Here is a 19,823-nt window from a genome sequence, read left to right on the forward strand (position 1 = left end):
CATGAGCATTCCATCCCACTCCGGAAGCAACCGTATTGCCGGTGCCGGCCGCCTGGTCCCGGCGAAGACCGTCCGCTTCACCTTTGACGGGCAGAGCCTGACGGGTCTTGAAGGCGACACGCTGGCCTCGGCGCTGCTGGCCAACGGCATTCATCTGGTCGGCCGTTCGTTCAAATATCACCGTCCGCGCGGCATCCTCTCCGCAGGCAGCGAAGAGCCGAATGCGCTTGTTGATATCGAGCGGGACAAATCCCGCAAGCAGCCGAACGTGCGGGCGACCGTGCAGGAGATCTATGACGGGCTGCAGGTCAAGTCGCAGAACCGCTGGCCGTCGCTGACCTTCGACGTTGGTGCGATCAATGACGTATTCTCGCCCATGCTGCCCGCAGGCTTCTATTACAAGACGTTCATGTGGCCGAAGTTCGCATGGAAAACCATCTACGAGCCAAAGATCCGCGCTGCGGCCGGTCTTGGCGTTGTTCCCGGTGAAGCCGATACGGACCGCTATTCGAACCGTTTCGCCCATTGCGATGTGCTGGTGGTCGGCGGCGGTGCCGCTGGTCTGGCCGCTGCGCTGAGTGCCGCGCAGACGGGTGCCAAGGTCATCATCTGCGATGAGCAGGCGGAAGCGGGCGGTGCCCTGCGCTACGAGACCGACGTGACCATCGACGGCAAGCCGGGCTATGACTGGGCGACGGAAACGCTGGCATCCCTGCGTGCTCTGGAGAATGTCACGGTTCTCACCCGCACCACGGCGTTCGGTTACTACGCCCAGAATTTTGTCGGCCTTGTCGAGCGGATCAGCGATCATCTGAGCAATCCGGGTTCCGACATGCCGAGGGAACGCCTGTGGCAGGTGCGCGCCAAGAAGGTTGTTCTGGCAACCGGTGCCATCGAACGGCACATGGTTTTCGCCAACAATGACCGTCCCGGCATTCTGCTGGCTTCGGCAGCGCGCGCCTATCTCAACCAGTATGGTGTCGCGGTCGGCCGCAAGGTCGGGGTCTATACCGCCAATGATTCCGCCTATGCGGCGGCCATTGACCTGAAGCGTGCCGGCGTCGATGTCCCCGTCATTGTCGATACGCGCGACAATCCGTCTTCGCCGGTTATCGAAGAAGCCCGTTCACTCGGCATCGATGTCGTGACCGGGCATGCGGTGTTCAGCGCCGGCGGCAAGCGCCGCGTCTCCTCCATCAGCATCCGCCCGAACAAGGGCGGCAATGAGCGCAAGGTCGTTGTCGACGCGCTGATCATGTCCGCCGGCTGGACGCCCTCCGTGCATCTGTTTTCGCAGTCGCGCGGCAAGGTGGCGTGGGATGCTGCCAATGAGCGGTTCCTGCCCGGCACCTATGCGCAGGATTGCGTCTCGGTCGGTGCCTGCAATGGCAGCGACGGGCTGCAGCAGGCGCTGGACGAAGCCGTTGCCGCCGGCGGCAAGCTCGCCGGTGAGGCCGGTTTCAAGGGCAAGACCGTAGCACTCAAGGCAACGGGCGGAACCGACTGGGTTCTCGGCATGATCGGCTCGGCGCCGGGTGCCGGTGCCGATACGACGGTCAAGGCTTTCGTCGATTTCCAGAACGACGTGACCGCCAAGGACGTGCGCCTTGCGGTGCGCGAAGGCATGCATTCCATCGAGCATGTCAAGCGTTTCACCACCAACGGCATGGCCACCGATCAGGGAAAGACATCCAACCTGCACGGGCTGGCCATTGCCGCTGAAGCGCTCAACCGGCCGATCCCGGCCGTCGGCCTGACAACCTTCCGTGCGCCGTTCACGCCGGTGACCTTCGGTGCAATCGTCAACCATGCCCGCCATGACCTGTTCGATCCCACCCGCCGCACGCCGATGCATGCGTGGCATGCGGCACAGGGCGCGGCCTTCGAGGATGTCGGGCAGTGGAAGCGCGCCTGGTACTATCCGCAGGCAGGCGAAGACATGCATGCGGCGGTGAACCGCGAATGCGTCGCCGTGCGCAACCAGGCCGGTATCTTCGACGCCTCGACACTCGGCAAGATCGAAGTGGTCGGCCCCGATGCGGCAAAATTCCTCGAGCTGCTCTACACCAATCCATGGGAAAAACTCGGTGTCGGCCGCCTGCGCTATGGCATCATGCTGCGCGAAGACGGTTTCATCTATGATGACGGCGTCGTTGGCCGATTGGCCGAGGATCGCTTCCACGTGACGACGACGACCGGCGGTGCGCCGCGCGTCATGAACCACATGGAAGACTATCTGCAGACGGAATTCCCGCATCTCAACGTCTGGCTGACCTCGACGACCGAGCAATGGGCCGTCATTGCGGTGCAGGGGCCGAAAGCCCGCGAGATCATCGCGCCGCTGGTGGAAGGCATCGACCTTTCCAATGAAGCCATGCCACATATGAGCGTGCGCGAAGGCAGGATATGCGGTGTGCCGACACGCCTGTTCCGCATGTCCTTCACCGGTGAAGCGGGCTATGAAATCAACGTGCCTGCCGACTATGGCCGGGCCGTCTGGGAAGCCGTCTACGAGCGCGGCAAGCCGCTGGGCCTGACGCCCTACGGCACCGAGGCCATGCACGTGCTGCGCGCCGAGAAGGGCTATATCATCGTCGGCCAGGACACGGACGGCACGGTGACGCCGCAGGATGCGGGCCTGACCTGGGCCATCGGCAAGAACAAGACGGACTATGTCGGCATTCGCGGCCTGTTGCGCCGCGACCTGGTGGCGGATGGCCGCAAGCAGCTGGTTGGCCTGAAGACCAAAGATGCCCATGTGGTGCTGGAGGAGGGCGCGCAGATCGTCGCCAATCCGAACCAGCCCGTGCCGATGACGATGATCGGCCATGTGACGTCCTCCTACTGGTCGCAGAATTGCGGCCGGTCGATTGCCATGGCCCTGGTGATCGACGGAACAAAGCGGCTCGGTGAAACGCTCTATGTGCCGATGCCCGATGGTGTGATCGAAGTGGAAGTGACCGGAACGGTGTTCTTCGACGAAAAGGGAGAACGGTTGAATGGCTGACCTTGCTCAAGCAGCGCAGCGTGCGCATCCATTGCAGACCGGCCATGCCGGGGTCGGGTCCGTATCGGTAACCCTTGCTGATAACGCCACCCGCGTTTCGCTGCGGGCACGGCCCGATGCGGTGGCGGCGCTGTCCAAGGCGCTTGGCCTGTCCCTGCCGCTGAAGCCGAAGACAACGACCAGTCAGGGCAACCGTGCGGCCCTGTGGATCGGTCCGGATGAATGGCTTCTTCTCGACGTGGACGGCAGTTCGCTGGTGGCCGATCTTGCCAAGGTGAAGGTGCTGCATTCCGCCGTCGACGTCTCCCATCGCAATGTCGGGATCATTGTCTCCGGCAAGGGTGCCGACGCTGTTGTCAATGGCGGTTGCCCGCAGGACCTGTCGCTCGGCGCCTTTCCGGTCGGCGCGGCCTCACGCACGGTGCTCGGCAAGATCGAGATCGTGCTGTGGCGGACGGCCGAGGACACGTTCCGGGTTGAATGCTGGCGCTCCTTCTCCGGCTATGCCTACAGCTTTCTGCAGGAATCCGCGCGGGATGTTGCAGTCTGACGGTTGGACCGGAAGCAACGATGATCTTTTTGCCGAATGCGCGAGTATTTGACAGCCCCGCGTAATAATAGTGTGCAGATTGATCGCCGGTGAAGTTATCGATCACAATTGCGCCGTGCTTTGCCATAATGAGAATGCCGATGGCTGCCGATTCGCGCGGTCGCGTCGCGAGAGTGGTTTATGGCTGTCAAAAAGCGCCTTGTTATCAATTTTACAGGCTATGAAGGCTTGCATCCCGATGCCGTGCGCGGGCGCTATCTCAATGCCTCGGCCGATTTCAACACGCTCTGGCACACGAAAACCAAAGCGGGGCCCATGCAGCCGGAGGGGCCGAACATCGCCTCGATGCAGCTTGATACAACCGGGGCGAACTGGACGGTCGAAACCGAGTTCTGCCAGTACGGCACGGCTGATATCTTCGATGCCTATTCCGCGCGCAATGTCGTAACGCGCTTTGCCACCGGCCTGATGGCGTTTCTCGATATTCTCATCACCGGCACCTTCTGGCGGTATCTGCGCACAAGCTGGCGGTTCTGCATCTTCTTCATGTGGCCGTTTGCGCTGACCTGTTTCATTTCGCTGGTCGCGCTGCTGATCGGGCTTGGACCATTGTTTGGCGGTTTCAGCGCCTACCACATGTTTTGGACCATTCCCCTTGCGCTCGCCATCGCCCGCCTCCTGATCCGCTGGCCGGGGGAAAAGGTGTTCCTTTCCTACCTCTTGGATGACTGGGCGGCGGCGTCAGACCGGATTTACCGCCGCAGTCCGGCTTTGCTGGAACGGCGCAAGGCTTTTGCCGACCACCTGACCGAGAAGCTGCGGGAGAGCGGCGCGGACGAGGTGGTCATCATCGGGCACAGCCTTGGCACGGTGCCGGCTGTCGAGGCCATTGCCGATGTCTGGCGCAGTGCGCCGCAGCTCATCAGGCAACAGCCGGTTTCGCTGGTAGCGACCGGCTCGTGCCTGTTGATGATCGCCTTTCATCCGCGTGCAACGGATTTGCGGGAAGACGTGCGGGTTGTCCTGCAGGATACGCCGGTTCTGTGGGCGGAGTATCAGACCATTGCGGATATCGTGCATTTCTACCGGTCGAACCCGGCGGCGGCGCTGGGGATAATCCCGCGCACCGAACCGCTGATCCGGCGTATCCGGTTCAAGCATATTCACAGCGCCAAGCGCTATGCGCGTGCCAAGAAGAATTTTTTCAAGATGCACCTTCTGTTTCTGAAGGGCGCACAAATCCGCAATGCCTACGATATGGGCATGTTCGTGCAGGGGCCGTTTGCCTTCCAGGATCTGGCCGTGCGCGACAGTGCGCCGCCGCTGGACGATGCCGGGCGGCTTGTCGAGGCGGTCCGCGCCTGATCAGTCCATTTCCGGCGGATGCTCGAGCACGGCAATCGTCAGCCAGTTGGCAACGAGTGCCGGTTTGATCGAGCCTTCGATTTCCAGGGTGACTTCGTAGTTGTTGAGCACGCGGCCGGACGGGCGGATATCCGCATCCACCAGCTTGAAGCGGGCACGCACCTGCTTGCCGGATTTGACCGGTGCCATGAAGCGTACCTTGTCGAAACCGTAATTGATGCCCATCGTCGCGCCTTCGATCATCGGCAATGCCTCATAGGCGAGCGTCGACAGCAGCGAGATGGTCAGGAAGCCATGGGCGATGGTGCCGCCGAACGGCGTTTCCTTGGCCGCGCGCTCCGGATCGGTATGGATGAATTGGTGATCATCGGTTGCATCGGCAAACTTGTCGATCATGTCCTGGCTGACCACGCGCCATTCCGAACAGCCGATTTCTGTGCCGACACCGGCCTTCAACTGCTTGAGCGTGATAGCGTTCTTCATGGTTCCAAGGCTTTCCGAAAATTGGATCAGATCATCGATGGGGCTGTCGATAGACTTTTATGAGCCAAATGTCATCCCTTGCGCGCTGCCGTCTTGCTTGACGCCAGTTCAATATGGGCAAGCATGCCTCTGATCAGCGTATCGAAGATCAGCCGAAAGCGGTGTGAAGACCGCAGGTTTTCGTGCATGGCGATCCAGGTCGGAAGTACGATCGAAAACGCGTCGGGCAGCAGGCACACGAGGTCGGGATTTGCCTGGCCGAGACTGTCCTGGCATATGCCGATGCCAATTCCTGATCGGATAGCGGCGAGTTGGGCCAGATTGTTGTCCGTGCGATAGCTGAACTCAAGCTCATGCGACATCGGAAAACGTTTCTCGATGCTGCGTATGAAGGCGGTCTGTCTGTCGAACCCGATGAGCCGGTGATTTTTCAATTCTGCCAGCGTGCGGGGCGCGCCGTATCTGGCAAGATAGGCACGGTGCGCGTAGAGCCCGAGCGAAATGCCCCCGACATTGCGCACAAGCAGCGCCTCCTGCGTGGGCTCTGCCATTCTGACAGCAATATCAACCTCGCGGTTCAAGAGATTTTCGACCGTATCGGAGGCGGATAATTCGATGTGCAAGGCGGGATATGTCTCAAGCAGTGGCGCAAGTATCTGTGGGAGAACTTCGGTGCCGATAACCTCGCTTGCGCCAATGCGTACCGTGCCTTCCACCGCGTCACGCTGTGCTGTTGCCAGACGGACAAGTGCCGCGGCATTGGCAGCCATGGCGGCAGCGTAGGGTTGCAATTCCAGCGCGGCATCGGTTGCAAGCAGGCCGTTCGGCGAGCGGGTGAAGAGCTGGGCGCCAATAAGGTCCTCCAGCGTATCGATATGCCGTCCCACGGTAGGCTGTGTCAAACCGAGCTCGCGCGCCGCTGCCGACAGTGAGCCTTGCCGGATGACATGAAGAAAAGTCCAGTAAAGATCCCAGTTCGGCATCTGTTGCATTATTTATGTATAGCTAGTCAAGGAATTTTGTCAATTTTGTTTATCTTATTGCTGGTGCACTGTCGCCGAGACAACGGAGAAAACGCGCATGCAATCAACAGAACAGAAGATGGCGCTTGTATTGGGTGCAACAGGTGGCATCGGCGGTGCGGTAGCACGCAACCTCCTGAAGCGAGGCTGGCATATCAAGGCCCTGACGCGCGACATCGGCAAGGCCGGGAAAGCCGCGGGTGATTTTGAATGGATTGCGGGTGACGCCCTCAATCCGGTGGATGTCAGCAAGGCAGCAGAGGGCGTGTCCCTGATCGTCCATGCCGTCAACCCGCCCGGATACCGGGACTGGGAGAAGCTTGTTGTGCCCATGCTCGACAATACCATCGCTGCGGCAAAACAGGTGGGCGCCCGCGTGCTTCTGCCCGGCACTGTCTATAATTTCGGACCCGATGCCTTTCCGGTTCTGGGCGAGGACAGTCCGCAACATCCCGTCACGCGAAAAGGCAGGCTGCGTGTCATGATGGAGCAGCGTCTGAAGGATGCTTCCGCATCCGGTCTCGATGTCCTGATCGTGCGCGCTGGTGATTTCTTTGGTCCGAAGGCCGCAAACAACTGGTTCTCGCAAGGGCTTGTCACGCCGGGAAAGCCGGTATCGCTCGTCAGCAACCCTTCAAGGCGCGGAATCGGGCATCAATGGGCGTTTCTTCCCGATGTCGCTGAAACAATGGCTCAACTGGTCGACCGGGCGGAAACCCTTCCCCGTTTTGCGGTCTATCACATGGAAGGCTTCTGGGATGCGGATGGCATGCAGATGGCAGCCGCCATCAGGCGTGTGGTTGGCCGCCCGGTGAAGGTCAGATCGTTTCCGTGGTGGATCGTGCCGATCATGGCACCCTTCAATGCGTTCATGCATGAGTTGAAGGAGATGCGGTATCTGTGGAAGCAACCGCTGCGCATGACGAACACGCGGCTGGTGGGTACGCTCGGAGCCGAGCCAAGGACACCGATCGACGAGGCAGTACGGCAGACACTGGCTGACCTCGGCTGTCTCTGACAGCCCGGGTTGCCTTTGGCCGGTTTCGCCTTCACGCGGCAAAGCTGCCACGAACCGCAGATGCAAAACAGAATATGGTTCAGGGAAGTTCGGATGGTGGGCGTGACAGGGATTGAACCTGTGACCCCTACGATGTCAACGTAGTGCTCTCCCGCTGAGCTACACGCCCATCCGACAGGGGCGCATACACCATATTGATTCCGGTCCGTCAATAGGGTTGGAAGAAGTTATCAGGCTTTCTTCACCGGAGCAGGCAGATAGGGCCTTTGATCAGGCCGCTACCAGCATTTTTTCGATCTCATTGACGAGATCGCGCAGGTGGAAAGGCTTGGAAAGCACTTTCGCATCCTTCGGCGCTTTCGAATCGGAATTCAGCGCCACGGCGGCAAAGCCGGTGATGAACATGATTTTCAGATCCGGGTCGATTTCCGACGCACGGCGTGCCAGCTCGATGCCGTCCATCTCCGGCATGACAATGTCGGTGAGCAGCAGTGAAAACGGCTCTTCGCGCAACCGGTCGTAGGCGCTTGCGCCATTGTCGAAAGGCGTGACGTGATATCCTGCCTTCTCCAGCGCCTTCACCAGGAAGCGCCGCATGTCATTGTCATCTTCTGCTAGCAGGATTCTCTTCATCAGTCCGTCCGAATTGTCTGTCGCCTGATCATCCCCAGACAGGCGCCCCATCATGCTTAACAAGACGCTTTTTTGGTAAAGATCGCGTGAATGATTTGCTGAAAATAAGGGGGAACCCCGGAAAAGTCGAGCAAGATCGCAGCCGGGCGGCTGAAGAATGCGCTTGGTCCGGTCAGCCCGGAAAAGTTCCGCTGCCTTTGGCGGCTGATCAATTCCCTCCGGGGCGAAGTTGCTCTAAAGTAACGGCATATTCAAGCAAACCGTCGAAGTGAATGATGACCCTCGAGCGCGATTTCCCTGACAAGCTGCCCTATGAACTGCGCCGGCCGGCTGACCAGCGTATTCCGTTTGTGTTCAATTCGCCGCACAGCGGTCAGGTCTATCCGCCGGCCTTCCTGCAGCAGTCGCAGCTCGATGCGCAAACGATTCGCCGCTCGGAAGACTGTTTTGTCGACCAGCTCTTTGCTGCCAGCGTCATGCTCGGTGCGCCGATGCTGGTGGCGCATTTCCCCCGCGCCTATCTCGACGTCAACCGCGAGCCCTATGAACTCGACGCGAAGATGTTCAGCGATTCGCTTCCCTCCTATGCCAATGCAAATTCGGCCCGGGTTGCCGGCGGTCTTGGCACCGTTCCGCGCCTTGTCGGCGAAGGGCAGGAAATCTACGCGCAGAAACTGCCTGTCGAGGAAGCGCTCGGCCGCATCACCACAATCTACAAGCCCTATCATGCGCTGCTTGCCGGGATGCTGGTGGAAACGCGCAGCCGTTTTGGCTATGGCGTTCTCGTCGATTGCCATTCCATGCCCACCGGCATCCGGTTTCCGGAAAGCGGCCTGCGCCCGGATTTCATCATCGGGGACCGGTTCGGCACCAGCTGTTCGCCGGAATTGACGCACACCGCCATCCACCTCCTGCGCGAGATGGGCTATGCGGTGGCGCACAACAAGCCCTATGCGGGCGGTTACATCACCGAACATTACGGGCGTCCGCTCAAGCGTTTCCACGCATTGCAGATCGAGGTCAATCGCGGCCTTTATCTCAATGAGCACAATTACGAGCGCAAATCGGGCTTCGGGCAGCTGCAGCGCGATATCAGCCAGTTCCTGGCCGATCTCGTTTCGCTGCCGGACTTCCACTTCCTCGATGTGCCGCTCGCGGCGGAATAGGGTCTTGTTGCTGTTGCCCGTCTGCAAACAAAAAAAGACCGCGCAAGTGCGCGGTCCAAGTCTAGGGAGGAAACGCCCAAGGAGGGCATAGACAGGTCACCCCGTCTGTTAACCAATCTATGCTGCATCGCACAAATGTCAAGTGATTTGTGCGTTTTTTTAAGCACGATAATTATGTGCCTAAAAAAAATGCAATAATTTAGCCGACAATGCAGGTAAATGAGAAAATTTTGATCGCGAGGAACCATTTTGGCCATTGAACTTTCGTTTTTGCGGCGGATTGCCGAGGTTGCGGCAGCGCAGACATTGCCCCGCTTTCGCACCGTTTCGTCCATCGACAACAAATATCAGGTGGGATTCGACCCGGTCACCGAGGCCGACAGGGAGGCCGAACGGGCGATTCGCGCGCTGATCAACAGCACCTTTCCCGCTCACGGCATCATGGGCGAGGAGTTCGGTTCGGAAAATCTCGACGCCTCGCATGTCTGGGTGATCGATCCCATCGACGGCACGCGCGCCTTCATTTCAGGCCTGCCGGTGTGGGGCACGCTTGCGGGCTTGACCATCGATGGCGATGCGGTGGCCGGCGTCATGGCGCAGCCCTTCACCGGTGAGCTGTTCATGTGCGACGGCACGGCATCCTATTACGAGGGACCGGGTGGCGCGCGCCAGCTGAAAACCCGGCAGAATCCGGATATCGCCCAGGCCACGCTGTTCACCACGACACCAGCGCTGTTCAAGGACAAGAAGCGCGAGGCCTATGACCGTGTGGAGCGCAGCGTGCGCATGCCGCGTTACGGCGCCGACTGCTATGGCTATGCCATGATTGCCGCCGGTTTCGTCGATCTGGTGGTGGAGACCGCCTTGCATCCCTACGATATCGTTGCGCTGGTGCCGATCATCGAAAAGGCGGGCGGTGTCATCACCAATTGGGATGGCGGCCCGGCGGAAAAGGCCGGCGATATCGTGGCGGCGGGCTCAAAGGAACTGCACGCGCAGGCGCTGGAGCTTCTCAACCGCTGAAAGCTCACATCTACGTGGCCTGTTCGTTCTCGATTCCGGCCATGTCGCCGCCGGTTCCGGGAATGAAGGCATCGAATGCCGCGAAAAACTGTTCGCGGTAAAAATCCTTTTCCTGCAGGATTTCATGCTTGGCGCCGTCGATGGTGATCAGTGTCGCATTGCGCAATTGCAGGGCGAACCGTTCGATTGCCGGGGTGGACACAACGCTGTCCGCCCCGGCGGCGACGACAAGGCTGGGGATGCGGATCGCCTCGATATAATCGGGGTTCGTCACGCGTTTGATCGCCTTGGCCGCCGAGGCGATCCATCCGGCCGTCGGGCCGCCAATGGCGAGCTCCGGCGCGGTTTTCAGTATTTCGCTGTTGCGCAGGTAGCGCGCGGCGTCCGATGTAACCTCGTTGAGGGCGAAGGGTTTGATCATCGGCTTGCCGCCGCGGATATACATCCCGCCGAGACCGGTCAGCCGCAGGCTATTGGCGACGGCGCTGAGCAGAATCTTGCCGATCCGGCTGCCGTTGACGTCGAGTAGCGGCACCATCAGCACCATGCGGCGGATGCGGTTTGCCAGGGCAGGCGCTGCGAGAAGCGCTGCCAGCGCGCCGGTGGAATGGGCCAGCACGTAAAACGGTCCGCGGCAGTCGGGCAGGAGCACGCTTTCGAACAGCAGCTCGAAGTCGGCCGCATAATGGTCGAAACTCCGGACATGGCCGCGCAGCGGGTCCTTCAGCAGGCGGCTCGATCCGCCCTGGCCGCGCCAGTCGAAGGTGGCCACGGCAAAACCCCGCTTGGCAATGTCACGGATGGTCTCGAAGTATTTTTCAATGCATTCGTTGCGGCCCTGCAGGATGATCACGGTGCCCTGGACGGGATGGGTGGTGGCGGGGAAAATCGCGTAGCGCAACTGCCTGCCGCCCTTGAGCGGCAATGCGGCAACGCGGGCATCCTGCGGTGTCGGGTTGGCGGCTGTTTCGACAAGCGGATGGGTCATGAATACCGGTCAGTCCTCGTCCCGCCCATGAGGGGATCACACGGGTGCATTTGCATCTTTTGATAAAATGCATGGCAATAAAGGTCAAACCGGGTTCTCGTAAAAACAAAAAAATGACCGGAAACCCTTGGGAGGGCTTCCGGTCAGTACATTCCAGGCGGAAGGGACGTTACACCTGGAACGATCTCAGGAAATCAGTAGCCGTTCGCCGGGCGGATCTCGATGCTGAACCCGTTGTCGCTACGGCGGTCGCGGTAGCCGCGCCGATCGCCCATCACACGGGTATCGAGAATGTCGCCATCGCGGGACACGGTGACCAGAACCGGCGTGCCGCGGCGCCATGCCTGGACAAAATAACGGCCGCGTTCGAAGTTCACATCGCGGACACGGTAGCCGCGGCGCTCCAGCATGCGGGTTACTTCGCGCGGACCGATCTGGTCGCGGAAGCGCTCATCGCGGCGCCATTCTCCACGCCGATCACCATAGAAGCGGCGGTCCTGAACGAGCAGGCCATCCATGTCACCGCGGTCATCCATGTAGATTGCCCGGTCACCGCGATAGGTGAAGTCGTCGGCCATGGCCGAGGCAGAAAAGCCTGTGACCAGCAGGGCGGTGGCGGTCAGTGCCAGAACAGTCTTTTTCATCATCTTGTCCTCGTCTCTTGCCGGTCAAATCCCGGCGTTGGATGTGTTTATAGGGGAGGGCGTGTGAACGTATCCCGAAGGGCGCGTTCATCTGGCGTTCATCGCTGCGGGACGCGTTCGAATGTGTAAAAACCGGAACATTCGGCAGCAAAAGGGGGCTTGAAATGGCTTTGGCCGTTTCCCAAATACCTGTTGTGACCGCCATAACGGGGTCACTGGTTCAGCGGGACTTGCCGATTGAGGGAGTCACTTGACGAGCCAGAACACGCAACATTGTCGCTCTAAAGGAGGGCTTACTATGCGTCACGTGGATTTTTCCCCACTCTATCGTTCGACTGTCGGTTTTGACCGGCTTTTCACCATCCTCGACTCGCTGGCTCAGCCAGACGGTGCCCAGTCCTATCCGCCCTACAATATCGAGCGGACAGGCGAGAACACCTACCGCATCACAATGGCCGTTGCCGGCTTCTCGGAAGACGAAATCCAGATCGAAGCCCATCGCAACCAGCTCAAGGTGACCGGCGAGAAGGCTGCCGAAACATCGGACGATAATGCCGAAACCCTGTATCGCGGCATTGCTTCCCGCGCGTTCGAACGCCGCTTCCACCTTGCCGATTTCGTTGAAGTCAGTGGTGCCAGCCTGAAAAACGGCTTGCTGCACATTGATCTCAAGCGCGAAATTCCCGAGGAAATGAAGCCGCGCAAGATCGCTGTCACTGCCCTGTCGGAAAAGACAGCCAAGCAGATCGAAGCCAAGACTGCGCACTAAGCTCTGAAAGCCGGAGTGAAAGAAGCGGCGCGTTTGCGCCGCTTTTTTTATGCGATCAGGTCGCCGAAGCGGCTGATGTCCTCGGAGGTCGTGGCAAAGCTCGTGACAAAACGGGTGATCGTCTCGTCTTCGGCAACATGGCCCTTTTCGGCATGGGGCGTGTGCCAGTCATAGAAAACGGCGCCTGCCGCCTGCAGTTTTGCCGATGTCTGCTTTTTCATGATCGCGAACACTTCATTGGCGCGCGGCTGCCAGGCGAGACGCAGATCGTTCGAATTGCTGATCAGCTTTGCCAGTTCCGCCGCCTTGGCATTGGCATGGGCTGCGGTCTCCAGCCACAGCCCGTCGGCAAAATAAGCCTCGAACTGCGCCGCGATGAAGCGGGATTTTGAAAAATTCTGCGCCGACCGCATGCGGATATAAGGCATCTGCCTTGCCTGTTCGGGGTTCATGAAAACCAGTGCTTCGGCACACCAGCAGCCGTTCTTGGTGCCGCCGAAAGACAGGATATCGACGCCCTGCTTCCAGGTCATTTCCGCGGGGGAACAGCCAAGCGAGACAAGCGCATTGGCAAAACGCGCGCCATCCATGTGCAGCGGCAGGCCATTTTCCTTGCAGATGGCTGAGATGGCGGCGATCTCGGCCAGTTCATAAATTGTGCCGCTCTCGGTCGACTGCGTGATCGAAACGCTCATCGGCTGGCCTGCATGAACGTGGCCTTCGGGAAAGCCGTTCATCGCCGCTTGCAGATTGGCAATATCGATGCGGCCTGTCGGCCCGTCGATGGCCTGGACCCGTGCTCCGCTCGCGAAAAATCCCGGTGCGCCGGCCTCATCCGCAATCATGTGCGCTTCGCGGTGGGCAAAGGTGATGCCGCCCGGGCGGGCGATGCTGGCCTGTGCCAGGGAATTGGCCGCTGTTCCGGTCCCGACAAAGAAGACGGCGACGTCGCGCTCGAAAATTGCGCTGAATGTCTGCTGGACGGCGCGGTCGAGATCGCCCGTGCCATAGGCCGCGGCGAAACCGCTGGCATGTCTGGTCAGATTTTCGGCAATTTTCGGATGGGCTCCGGCCCAATTATCGGATGCGAAAAGCATGAAACAACCTCGGATGTGAAACTGACGCCGCCACGCTTACGCTTTTCCCCGCGGGCTGGAAAGCAGAAGATGATGTCTTTCCCGCGAGGGATTTTCGGGGTGCGTGGCGGAACCATCTGTTTTTCCTTGCTTATTTAGGGGAAAACGCCTGCCTCGAAATGAAATGCATAAATCACCCGATGTTTGCGCAATGATATTTCGTCCAATGCTGTTATTTTTTGCTTTTCCATCTTGTTTGTTTGGAATTATTCTGGCATACGAGGATATGACAGCAATGCTGTCCTAATTTGCGCGATCCAAGCGCGGGATGGCAAGCAAGGGTGCTTCCGTCCTCAAAATGGTGACCGCAGTTTGCAACCGGAAGATATGCCGCACCAGAAGGGGCAGGAATATATGCTATTCCGTCCCGCGAGGAATTGACCGCCCCAAGGGGCCCATTTGGAGGGATTGACGATGTCGGATTTGACGCCATCTGTAACGACTGAACTTGCTCAGGCCGTACAGAACCGTGCGGTCAAAACCAATAAATCGTCCGGCATTCCCACCCGACAAGGCTTGTACGACCCGCGCAATGAACATGACGCCTGCGGCGTCGGCTTCGTCGCGCATATGAAGGGCGTCAAGTCGCACAAGATCATTGAAGACGGGCTGTTCATGCTCGAAAACCTGACGCATCGCGGTGCCGTCGGCGCCGACCCGCTGATGGGCGATGGCGCAGGCATGCTCGTGCAGATTCCCGATGCGTTTTTCCGCGCGGAATGGGCCGAAAAGGGTGTCGAGCTGCCGCCGGTCAATCATTACGCCGTCGGTTATCTGTTCATGCCGCAGGATGCCGAAGAGCGCGCCCATATCGAAACCGTCATCACGGAAGTGATCGCCTCGGAAGGCCAGACGCTGATCGGCTTCCGCGATGTTCCCGTCGACAATTCGTCCCTGTCCAAGGCGCCGCATATCGCGGCGACGGAACCGTTCCACCGCCAGGTGTTCATCGGGCGCAACCCGAACATCGAATCCAATGAGGATTTCGAAGGCCGGCTGTTTATCCTGCGCAAGGTGATTTCCAACCGCATCTATCAGGAGAATGGCGGCAAGGAGAGCGACTTCTATGTCGTGTCCATGTCGGCGCGCACCATCGTCTACAAGGGCATGTTCCTCGCCTATCAGGTCGGCGCCTATTACAAGGACCTGAAGGATCCGCGTTTCGTCAGCGCGGTGGCGCTGGTGCATCAGCGGTTCTCGACCAACACCTTCCCGTCATGGAAGCTGGCGCATCCCTACCGCATGGTTGCGCATAATGGTGAAATCAACACCCTGCGCGGCAACGTCAACTGGATGGCGGCGCGTCAGGCGTCGGTCGACAGCGAATTCTTCGGCAACGACATCTCGAAGCTCTGGCCGATCTCCTATGAAGGCCAGTCCGATACGGCCTGTTTCGACAACGCACTGGAATTCCTGTTCCAGGGCGGCTACTCGCTCGCCCATTCGATGATGATGCTCATTCCCGAGGCATGGTCGGGCAACAAGCTGATGTCGGACGACCGCAAGGCGTTCTACGAATATCATGCCGCCCTGATGGAACCATGGGATGGCCCGGCGGCGGTTGCCTTCACCGATGGCCGCCAGATCGGCGCGACGCTCGACCGCAACGGTCTGCGTCCGGCCCGCTATATCGTCACCGACGATGATTTCGTCATCATGGCGTCGGAAGCTGGCGTGCTGCCGGTTCCGGAAGAAAAGATCGTCAAGAAGTGGCGGCTTCAGCCCGGCCGCATGCTGCTGATCGACATGGAAAAGGGCGAAATCGTCTCCGACGACACGATCAAGTCCGAGATCGCCAACCGGCATCCCTACAAGACATGGCTGAAGAACACCCAGCTCATTCTTGAAGAGCTGAGCCCGGTCGAGCCGCGCGCGCTGCGCAAGGATGTCAGCCTGCTCGACCGCCAGCAGTCCTTCGGTTATACGCAGGAAGATACCAAGCTGCTGATGTCGCCGATGGCGACGACAGGGCAGGAAGCCATCGGCTCGATGGGTACGGACACGCCGATCTCGGCCATGTCCGACAAGTCGAAGATGCTCTACACCTATTTCAAGCAGAACTTTGCGCAGGTCACCAACCCGCCGATCGATCCGATCCGCGAGGAACTGGTGATGAGCCTTGTTTCGTTCATCGGTCCGCGTCCGAACATTTTCGATCTGGTCGGCACGTCCCGCCGCAAGCGTCTGGAAGTGCGCCAGCCGATCCTGACCAATGGTGATCTGGAAAAGATCCGCTCCATCGGCCACACGGAAGACCGCTTCGATACGAAGACACTGGATATCGCCTATAATGTCGAGGAAGGCGCGGCTGGCATGGCCGGTGCGCTGGAGCGTCTGTGCGAACGCGCCGAGGCGGCCGTGCATGGCGGTTACAACATCATCATCCTCTCCGACCGTCAGGTCGGGCCGGACCGGATTCCGATCCCGGCACTGCTGGCAACGGCGGCGGTTCACCATCACCTCATCCGCAAGGGCCAGCGCACATCGGTCGGCCTCGTCGTGGAATCGGGCGAGCCGCGCGAAGTGCATCATTTCTGCTGCCTCGCCGGTTATGGTGCGGAAGCGATCAATCCTTATCTCGCCTTCGATACGCTGCTTGACATGCACAAGCGCGGCGAGTTCCCGCCGGAGGTGGACTCCAAGGAAGTCGTATCGCGCTACATCAAGTCCATCGGCAAGGGCATTCTCAAGGTCATGTCCAAGATGGGCATCTCCACCTACCAGTCCTATTGCGGCGCGCAGATTTTCGATGCGGTCGGCCTCAAGTCGGAATTCGTCGACCGCTTCTTCTTCGGAACGGCAACGACGATCGAAGGTGTTGGCCTGGAGGAAGTGGCTGAGGAGACGGTGCGCCGCCACCGCGATGCATTCGGCAATGATCCGGTCCTGCTCAGCACGCTGGATGTCGGCGGTGAATATGCCTACCGCATGCGCGGCGAGGCACATCTCTGGTCGCCGGATGCGGTAGCCAAACTGCAGCACGCGGTGCGCACGGACTCTGCCTCGACGTTCAAGGAATATTCCGACCTCGTGAACAGCGAGTCGGCCCGCGCCCAGACAATCCGCGGTCTCTTCAAGATCAGGATGGCTGGAGATGCCGGACGCAAGCCTGTCTCCATCGACGATGTCGAGCCCGCCAAGGAAATCGTCAAGCGGTTCTCGACCGGCGCCATGTCGTTCGGCTCGATCAGCCGCGAGGCGCACACCACCCTTGCCATTGCCATGAACCGGATCGGCGGTAAGTCGAACACGGGTGAGGGCGGTGAGGAGCCGGATCGTTTCTATCCGCTGCCGGACGGCAAGCCGAACCCCGAACGCTCGGCCATCAAGCAGGTCGCATCGGGACGCTTTGGCGTGACGACCGAATATCTCGTCAACTCCGACATGATGCAGATCAAGGTGGCGCAGGGTGCCAAGCCCGGCGAGGGCGGCCAACTGCCCGGCCACAAGGTCGATGCGACGGTTGCCAAGACCCGCCACTCCACGCCGGGTGTCGGGCTGATTTCGCCGCCGCCGCACCATGACATCTATTCCATCGAGGATCTGGCGCAGCTCATCTACGATCTGAAGAACGTCAACCCTGAAGCCGATGTTTCGGTCAAGCTGGTGTCGGAAGTCGGTGTCGGTACGGTTGCGGCCGGCGTTGCCAAGGCGCGCGCTGACCATATCACCATATCGGGCTATGACGGCGGCACGGGTGCATCGCCGCTCACATCGCTCAAGCATGCCGGTTCCCCGTGGGAAATGGGCCTTGCCGAGACCCAGCAGACGCTGGTGCTCAACGGCCTGCGCTCGCGTATCGCCCTGCAGGTCGATGGCGGTCTGCGCACCGGCCGCGACGTGATCATCGGAGCCCTGCTGGGCGCCGACGAATTCGGCTTCTCCACGGCGCCGCTGATTTCCGCCGGCTGCATCATGATGCGCAAGTGCCATCTCAACACCTGCCCGGTCGGCGTGGCAACGCAGGATCCGGTCCTGCGCAAGCGCTTCAAGGGCACGCCGGAACACGTCATCAACTTCTTCTTCTTCATGGCAGAAGAAGTGCGGCAGTTCCTGGCCGACATGGGTTATACCCGGCTGGAAGAGATCGTCGGCAAGGCCGAACTGCTCGAAAAGCGAGAGATGATCGATCACTGGAAAGCCAAGGGTCTCGATTTCACCCGCATCTTCCACAAGCCGGAAGCGCCGGAGGAAAAGACGCGCTGGACCGAACGGCAGAACCATCCGATCGTCGATATCCTGGATCGCAAGCTGATCGAACAGGCAATGCCTGCGCTCGAAAGCAAGCTTCCGGTCAGGATCGAAATGCCGATCAAGAATGTTGATCGTTCTGCAGGGGCGATGCTGTCGGGTGAGGTAGCCAAGCGCTACCGGCACAAGGGTCTGAAGGAAGACACGATCTCGGTCACGTTCACCGGGACGGCCGGGCAGTCCTTCGCGGCATTCCTCGCACGCGGCATTTCGTTCGAGCTGATCGGCGACGGCAATGACTATGTCGGCAAGGGCCTGTGCGGCGGACGCATCGTTATTCGCCCGCCGGACAACACGAAAATCGTGCCGGAGAATTCCATCATCGTCGGCAATACCGTGCTGTACGGGGCCATCGAAGGCGAAGCCTATTTCCGCGGCGTCGCGGGCGAACGCTTTGCCGTCCGCAACTCCGGCGCCATCGCGGTGGTCGAAGGCACGGGCGATCATGGCTGCGAATACATGACCGGCGGTGTCGTCGTGGTCATCGGCCAGACGGGACGCAACTTCGCGGCCGGTATGTCCGGGGGCGTGGCTTATGTGCTCGATGAAGCCGGTGATTTTGCCCAGCGCTGCAACATGGCGATGGTCGAGCTGGAGCCGGTGCCGGAAGAGGACGATATCCTCGAAAAACTGCACCATCACGGCGGCGATCTGGCCCATAAGGGCCGCGTCGATGTCTCGGCCAATATGACCAGGCATGACGAGGAACGCCTCGTGCAGCTCATCTCGAACCACATGCATTACACGGGCTCGGGCCGGGCGAAGGAAATTCTCGACAATTGGGAAGCCTTCCGGCCGAAATTCGTGAAAGTCATGCCGGTCGAATACCGCCGGGCGCTCGAAGACATGGAGCGCATGCGGATGGGTGTCGCAGCGGAATAAAATCAACGCACTCCTGCTTCGAGCGTCATCACAATGATGCTCGGCATGGGGTCCAATGCTGCCCAGACCCAACACGGGAACGGGTGGTCCTCCAAGGGTGAGGGGAGCAGTTTTATGGGTAAGGTTACAGGTTTTCTCGAGATCGACCGGCAGGTCGGAAAGTATCAGCCCGCGTCTGACCGCATTCGCCATTTCCGGGAATTCACCATTCCCATGACCGATGGCGAAGTGAAGAAGCAGGCGGCCCGCTGCATGGATTGCGGTATCCCGTTCTGCCACGGGCCGACCGGCTGCCCGATTCACAACCAGATTCCAGATTGGAACGATCTCGTCTACAACGACAACTGGGATGAGGCGATCCGCAACCTGCATTCCACCAACAATTTCCCGGAATTCACCGGCCGCATCTGCCCGGCCCCGTGCGAGGAAGCCTGCACGCTGAACCTGGAAGACGTGCCGGTGTCCATCAAGACGGTGGAGCAGGCGATTGCCGACAAGGCCTATGAAAAGGGCTTTATCATCCCGCAGCCCGCTGCGTCGAAGACCGGCAGGAAAGTGGCCGTCATCGGCTCCGGCCCGGCAGGCTTGGCGGCTGCCCAGCAGCTTGCCCGCGCGGGCCATGAAGTGCATGTCTACGAGCGCGAAAGCCGTGCAGGCGGCCTGCTGCGCTATGGCATTCCCGATTTCAAGATGGAAAAGCACTTCATCGACCGCCGCGTGGCGCAGATGGAAGGCGAGGGTGTCACCTTCTTCTACGGCGTCAATGTCGGCATCGACAAGCCGGTGCAGGAACTGCTCGATACCTATGATGCGGTGCTCTATTGCGGCGGCGCCGAAACGCCGCGCCCTGCGGGCATTCCGGGTGCCGAGCTCGACGGCGTCCACG

Annotated in this window: 15 protein-coding genes and 1 tRNA gene; 9 read left to right on the plus strand and 7 right to left on the minus strand. The window is 60.0% G+C overall.

The genetic code is table 11. From position 1 onward, the window contains the following. Window position 1: 1 nt before the first annotated feature. The 3 genes from RDL77_RS19325 to RDL77_RS19335 all read left to right on the plus strand — a co-directional run bounded on the left by RDL77_RS19325 (window position 2) and on the right by RDL77_RS19335 (window position 4,922). Window positions 2–3,007 carry a sarcosine oxidase subunit alpha gene (locus RDL77_RS19325; RefSeq protein WP_288194340.1) on the plus strand — a complete coding sequence of 1,002 codons (3,006 nt, stop codon included), beginning with the start codon at window positions 2–4 and terminating at the stop codon, window positions 3,005–3,007. Continuing rightward, a complete protein-coding gene (locus RDL77_RS19330; RefSeq protein WP_288194341.1) occupies window positions 3,000–3,557 on the plus strand; it encodes a sarcosine oxidase subunit gamma in 558 nt (185 codons plus the stop codon). The genes RDL77_RS19325 and RDL77_RS19330 overlap by 8 nt, the downstream gene beginning before the upstream one ends. Window positions 3,558–3,737: 180 nt before the next feature. Continuing rightward, entirely contained in the window at window positions 3,738–4,922 is a 1,185-nt protein-coding gene (locus RDL77_RS19335; RefSeq protein WP_223615956.1) for an alpha/beta hydrolase, read from the plus strand. Here the strand turns inward: RDL77_RS19335 and RDL77_RS19340 are convergent, their stop codons facing one another. After that, a complete protein-coding gene (locus RDL77_RS19340) occupies window positions 4,923–5,405 on the minus strand; it encodes a MaoC family dehydratase (RefSeq protein WP_223615957.1) in 483 nt (160 codons plus the stop codon). A 71-nt stretch (window positions 5,406–5,476) separates the two neighbouring features. Further along, the gene (locus tag RDL77_RS19345; protein ID WP_288194342.1) at window positions 5,477–6,397 is read right to left on the minus strand and encodes a LysR family transcriptional regulator; all 921 of its coding nucleotides are present in this window, start codon (window positions 6,395–6,397) and stop codon (window positions 5,477–5,479) included. A gap of 88 nt (window positions 6,398–6,485) precedes the next feature. Here RDL77_RS19345 and RDL77_RS19350 point away from each other — a divergent pair, with 88 nt between their 5' ends. Further along, window positions 6,486–7,445 carry an NAD(P)H-binding protein gene (locus tag RDL77_RS19350; RefSeq protein WP_288194344.1) on the plus strand — a complete coding sequence of 320 codons (960 nt, stop codon included), beginning with the start codon at window positions 6,486–6,488 and terminating at the stop codon, window positions 7,443–7,445. A 94-nt stretch (window positions 7,446–7,539) separates the two neighbouring features. On the opposite strand, the gene RDL77_RS19355 is transcribed toward RDL77_RS19350, so the two are convergent. Both RDL77_RS19355 and cpdR read right to left on the minus strand, forming a co-directional pair. Beyond that, window positions 7,540–7,614: transfer RNA gene (locus RDL77_RS19355), tRNA-Val, on the minus strand. Window positions 7,615–7,715: 101 nt separating this feature from the next. Beyond that, a complete protein-coding gene (cpdR, locus tag RDL77_RS19360) occupies window positions 7,716–8,078 on the minus strand; it encodes a cell cycle two-component system response regulator CpdR (RefSeq protein WP_091878276.1) in 363 nt (120 codons plus the stop codon). A gap of 275 nt (window positions 8,079–8,353) precedes the next feature. On the opposite strand from cpdR, the gene RDL77_RS19365 reads away from it, so the two are divergent. Both RDL77_RS19365 and hisN read left to right on the plus strand, forming a co-directional pair. Further along, window positions 8,354–9,244 (plus strand): N-formylglutamate amidohydrolase, encoded by an 891-nt coding sequence (locus RDL77_RS19365; RefSeq protein WP_223615960.1) that lies wholly within the window; start codon window positions 8,354–8,356, stop codon window positions 9,242–9,244. A 249-nt stretch (window positions 9,245–9,493) separates the two neighbouring features. Further along, the gene (gene hisN / locus RDL77_RS19370; protein ID WP_288194345.1) at window positions 9,494–10,267 is read left to right on the plus strand and encodes a histidinol-phosphatase; all 774 of its coding nucleotides are present in this window, start codon (window positions 9,494–9,496) and stop codon (window positions 10,265–10,267) included. Window positions 10,268–10,277: 10 nt separating this feature from the next. On the opposite strand, the gene RDL77_RS19375 is transcribed toward hisN, so the two are convergent. Both RDL77_RS19375 and RDL77_RS19380 read right to left on the minus strand, forming a co-directional pair. Beyond that, window positions 10,278–11,255 (minus strand): alpha/beta fold hydrolase, encoded by a 978-nt coding sequence (locus RDL77_RS19375; protein ID WP_223615962.1) that lies wholly within the window; start codon window positions 11,253–11,255, stop codon window positions 10,278–10,280. Window positions 11,256–11,449: 194 nt separating this feature from the next. Then, complete coding sequence (locus RDL77_RS19380) at window positions 11,450–11,899, minus strand: hypothetical protein (protein WP_288194346.1); 450 nt, start codon at window positions 11,897–11,899, stop codon at window positions 11,450–11,452. Between the two features lie 298 nt (window positions 11,900–12,197). Here RDL77_RS19380 and RDL77_RS19385 point away from each other — a divergent pair, with 298 nt between their 5' ends. Continuing rightward, window positions 12,198–12,668 (plus strand): Hsp20 family protein, encoded by a 471-nt coding sequence (locus RDL77_RS19385; protein ID WP_223615964.1) that lies wholly within the window; start codon window positions 12,198–12,200, stop codon window positions 12,666–12,668. A 47-nt stretch (window positions 12,669–12,715) separates the two neighbouring features. Here the strand turns inward: RDL77_RS19385 and RDL77_RS19390 are convergent, their stop codons facing one another. After that, the gene (locus RDL77_RS19390; RefSeq protein WP_288194347.1) at window positions 12,716–13,765 is read right to left on the minus strand and encodes a low specificity L-threonine aldolase; all 1,050 of its coding nucleotides are present in this window, start codon (window positions 13,763–13,765) and stop codon (window positions 12,716–12,718) included. Window positions 13,766–14,218: 453 nt separating this feature from the next. On the opposite strand from RDL77_RS19390, the gene gltB reads away from it, so the two are divergent. Further along, window positions 14,219–18,937 (plus strand): glutamate synthase large subunit, encoded by a 4,719-nt coding sequence (gene gltB / locus RDL77_RS19395; RefSeq protein WP_288194348.1) that lies wholly within the window; start codon window positions 14,219–14,221, stop codon window positions 18,935–18,937. A gap of 114 nt (window positions 18,938–19,051) precedes the next feature. Further along, on the plus strand, window positions 19,052–19,823 hold a 772-nt coding region (locus tag RDL77_RS19400; protein ID WP_288194350.1), incomplete at its 3' end, for a glutamate synthase subunit beta.

It is taken from the genome of uncultured Phyllobacterium sp., from assembly GCF_902479695.1.
Taxonomy (GTDB): domain Bacteria; phylum Pseudomonadota; class Alphaproteobacteria; order Rhizobiales; family Rhizobiaceae; genus Phyllobacterium; species Phyllobacterium calauticae.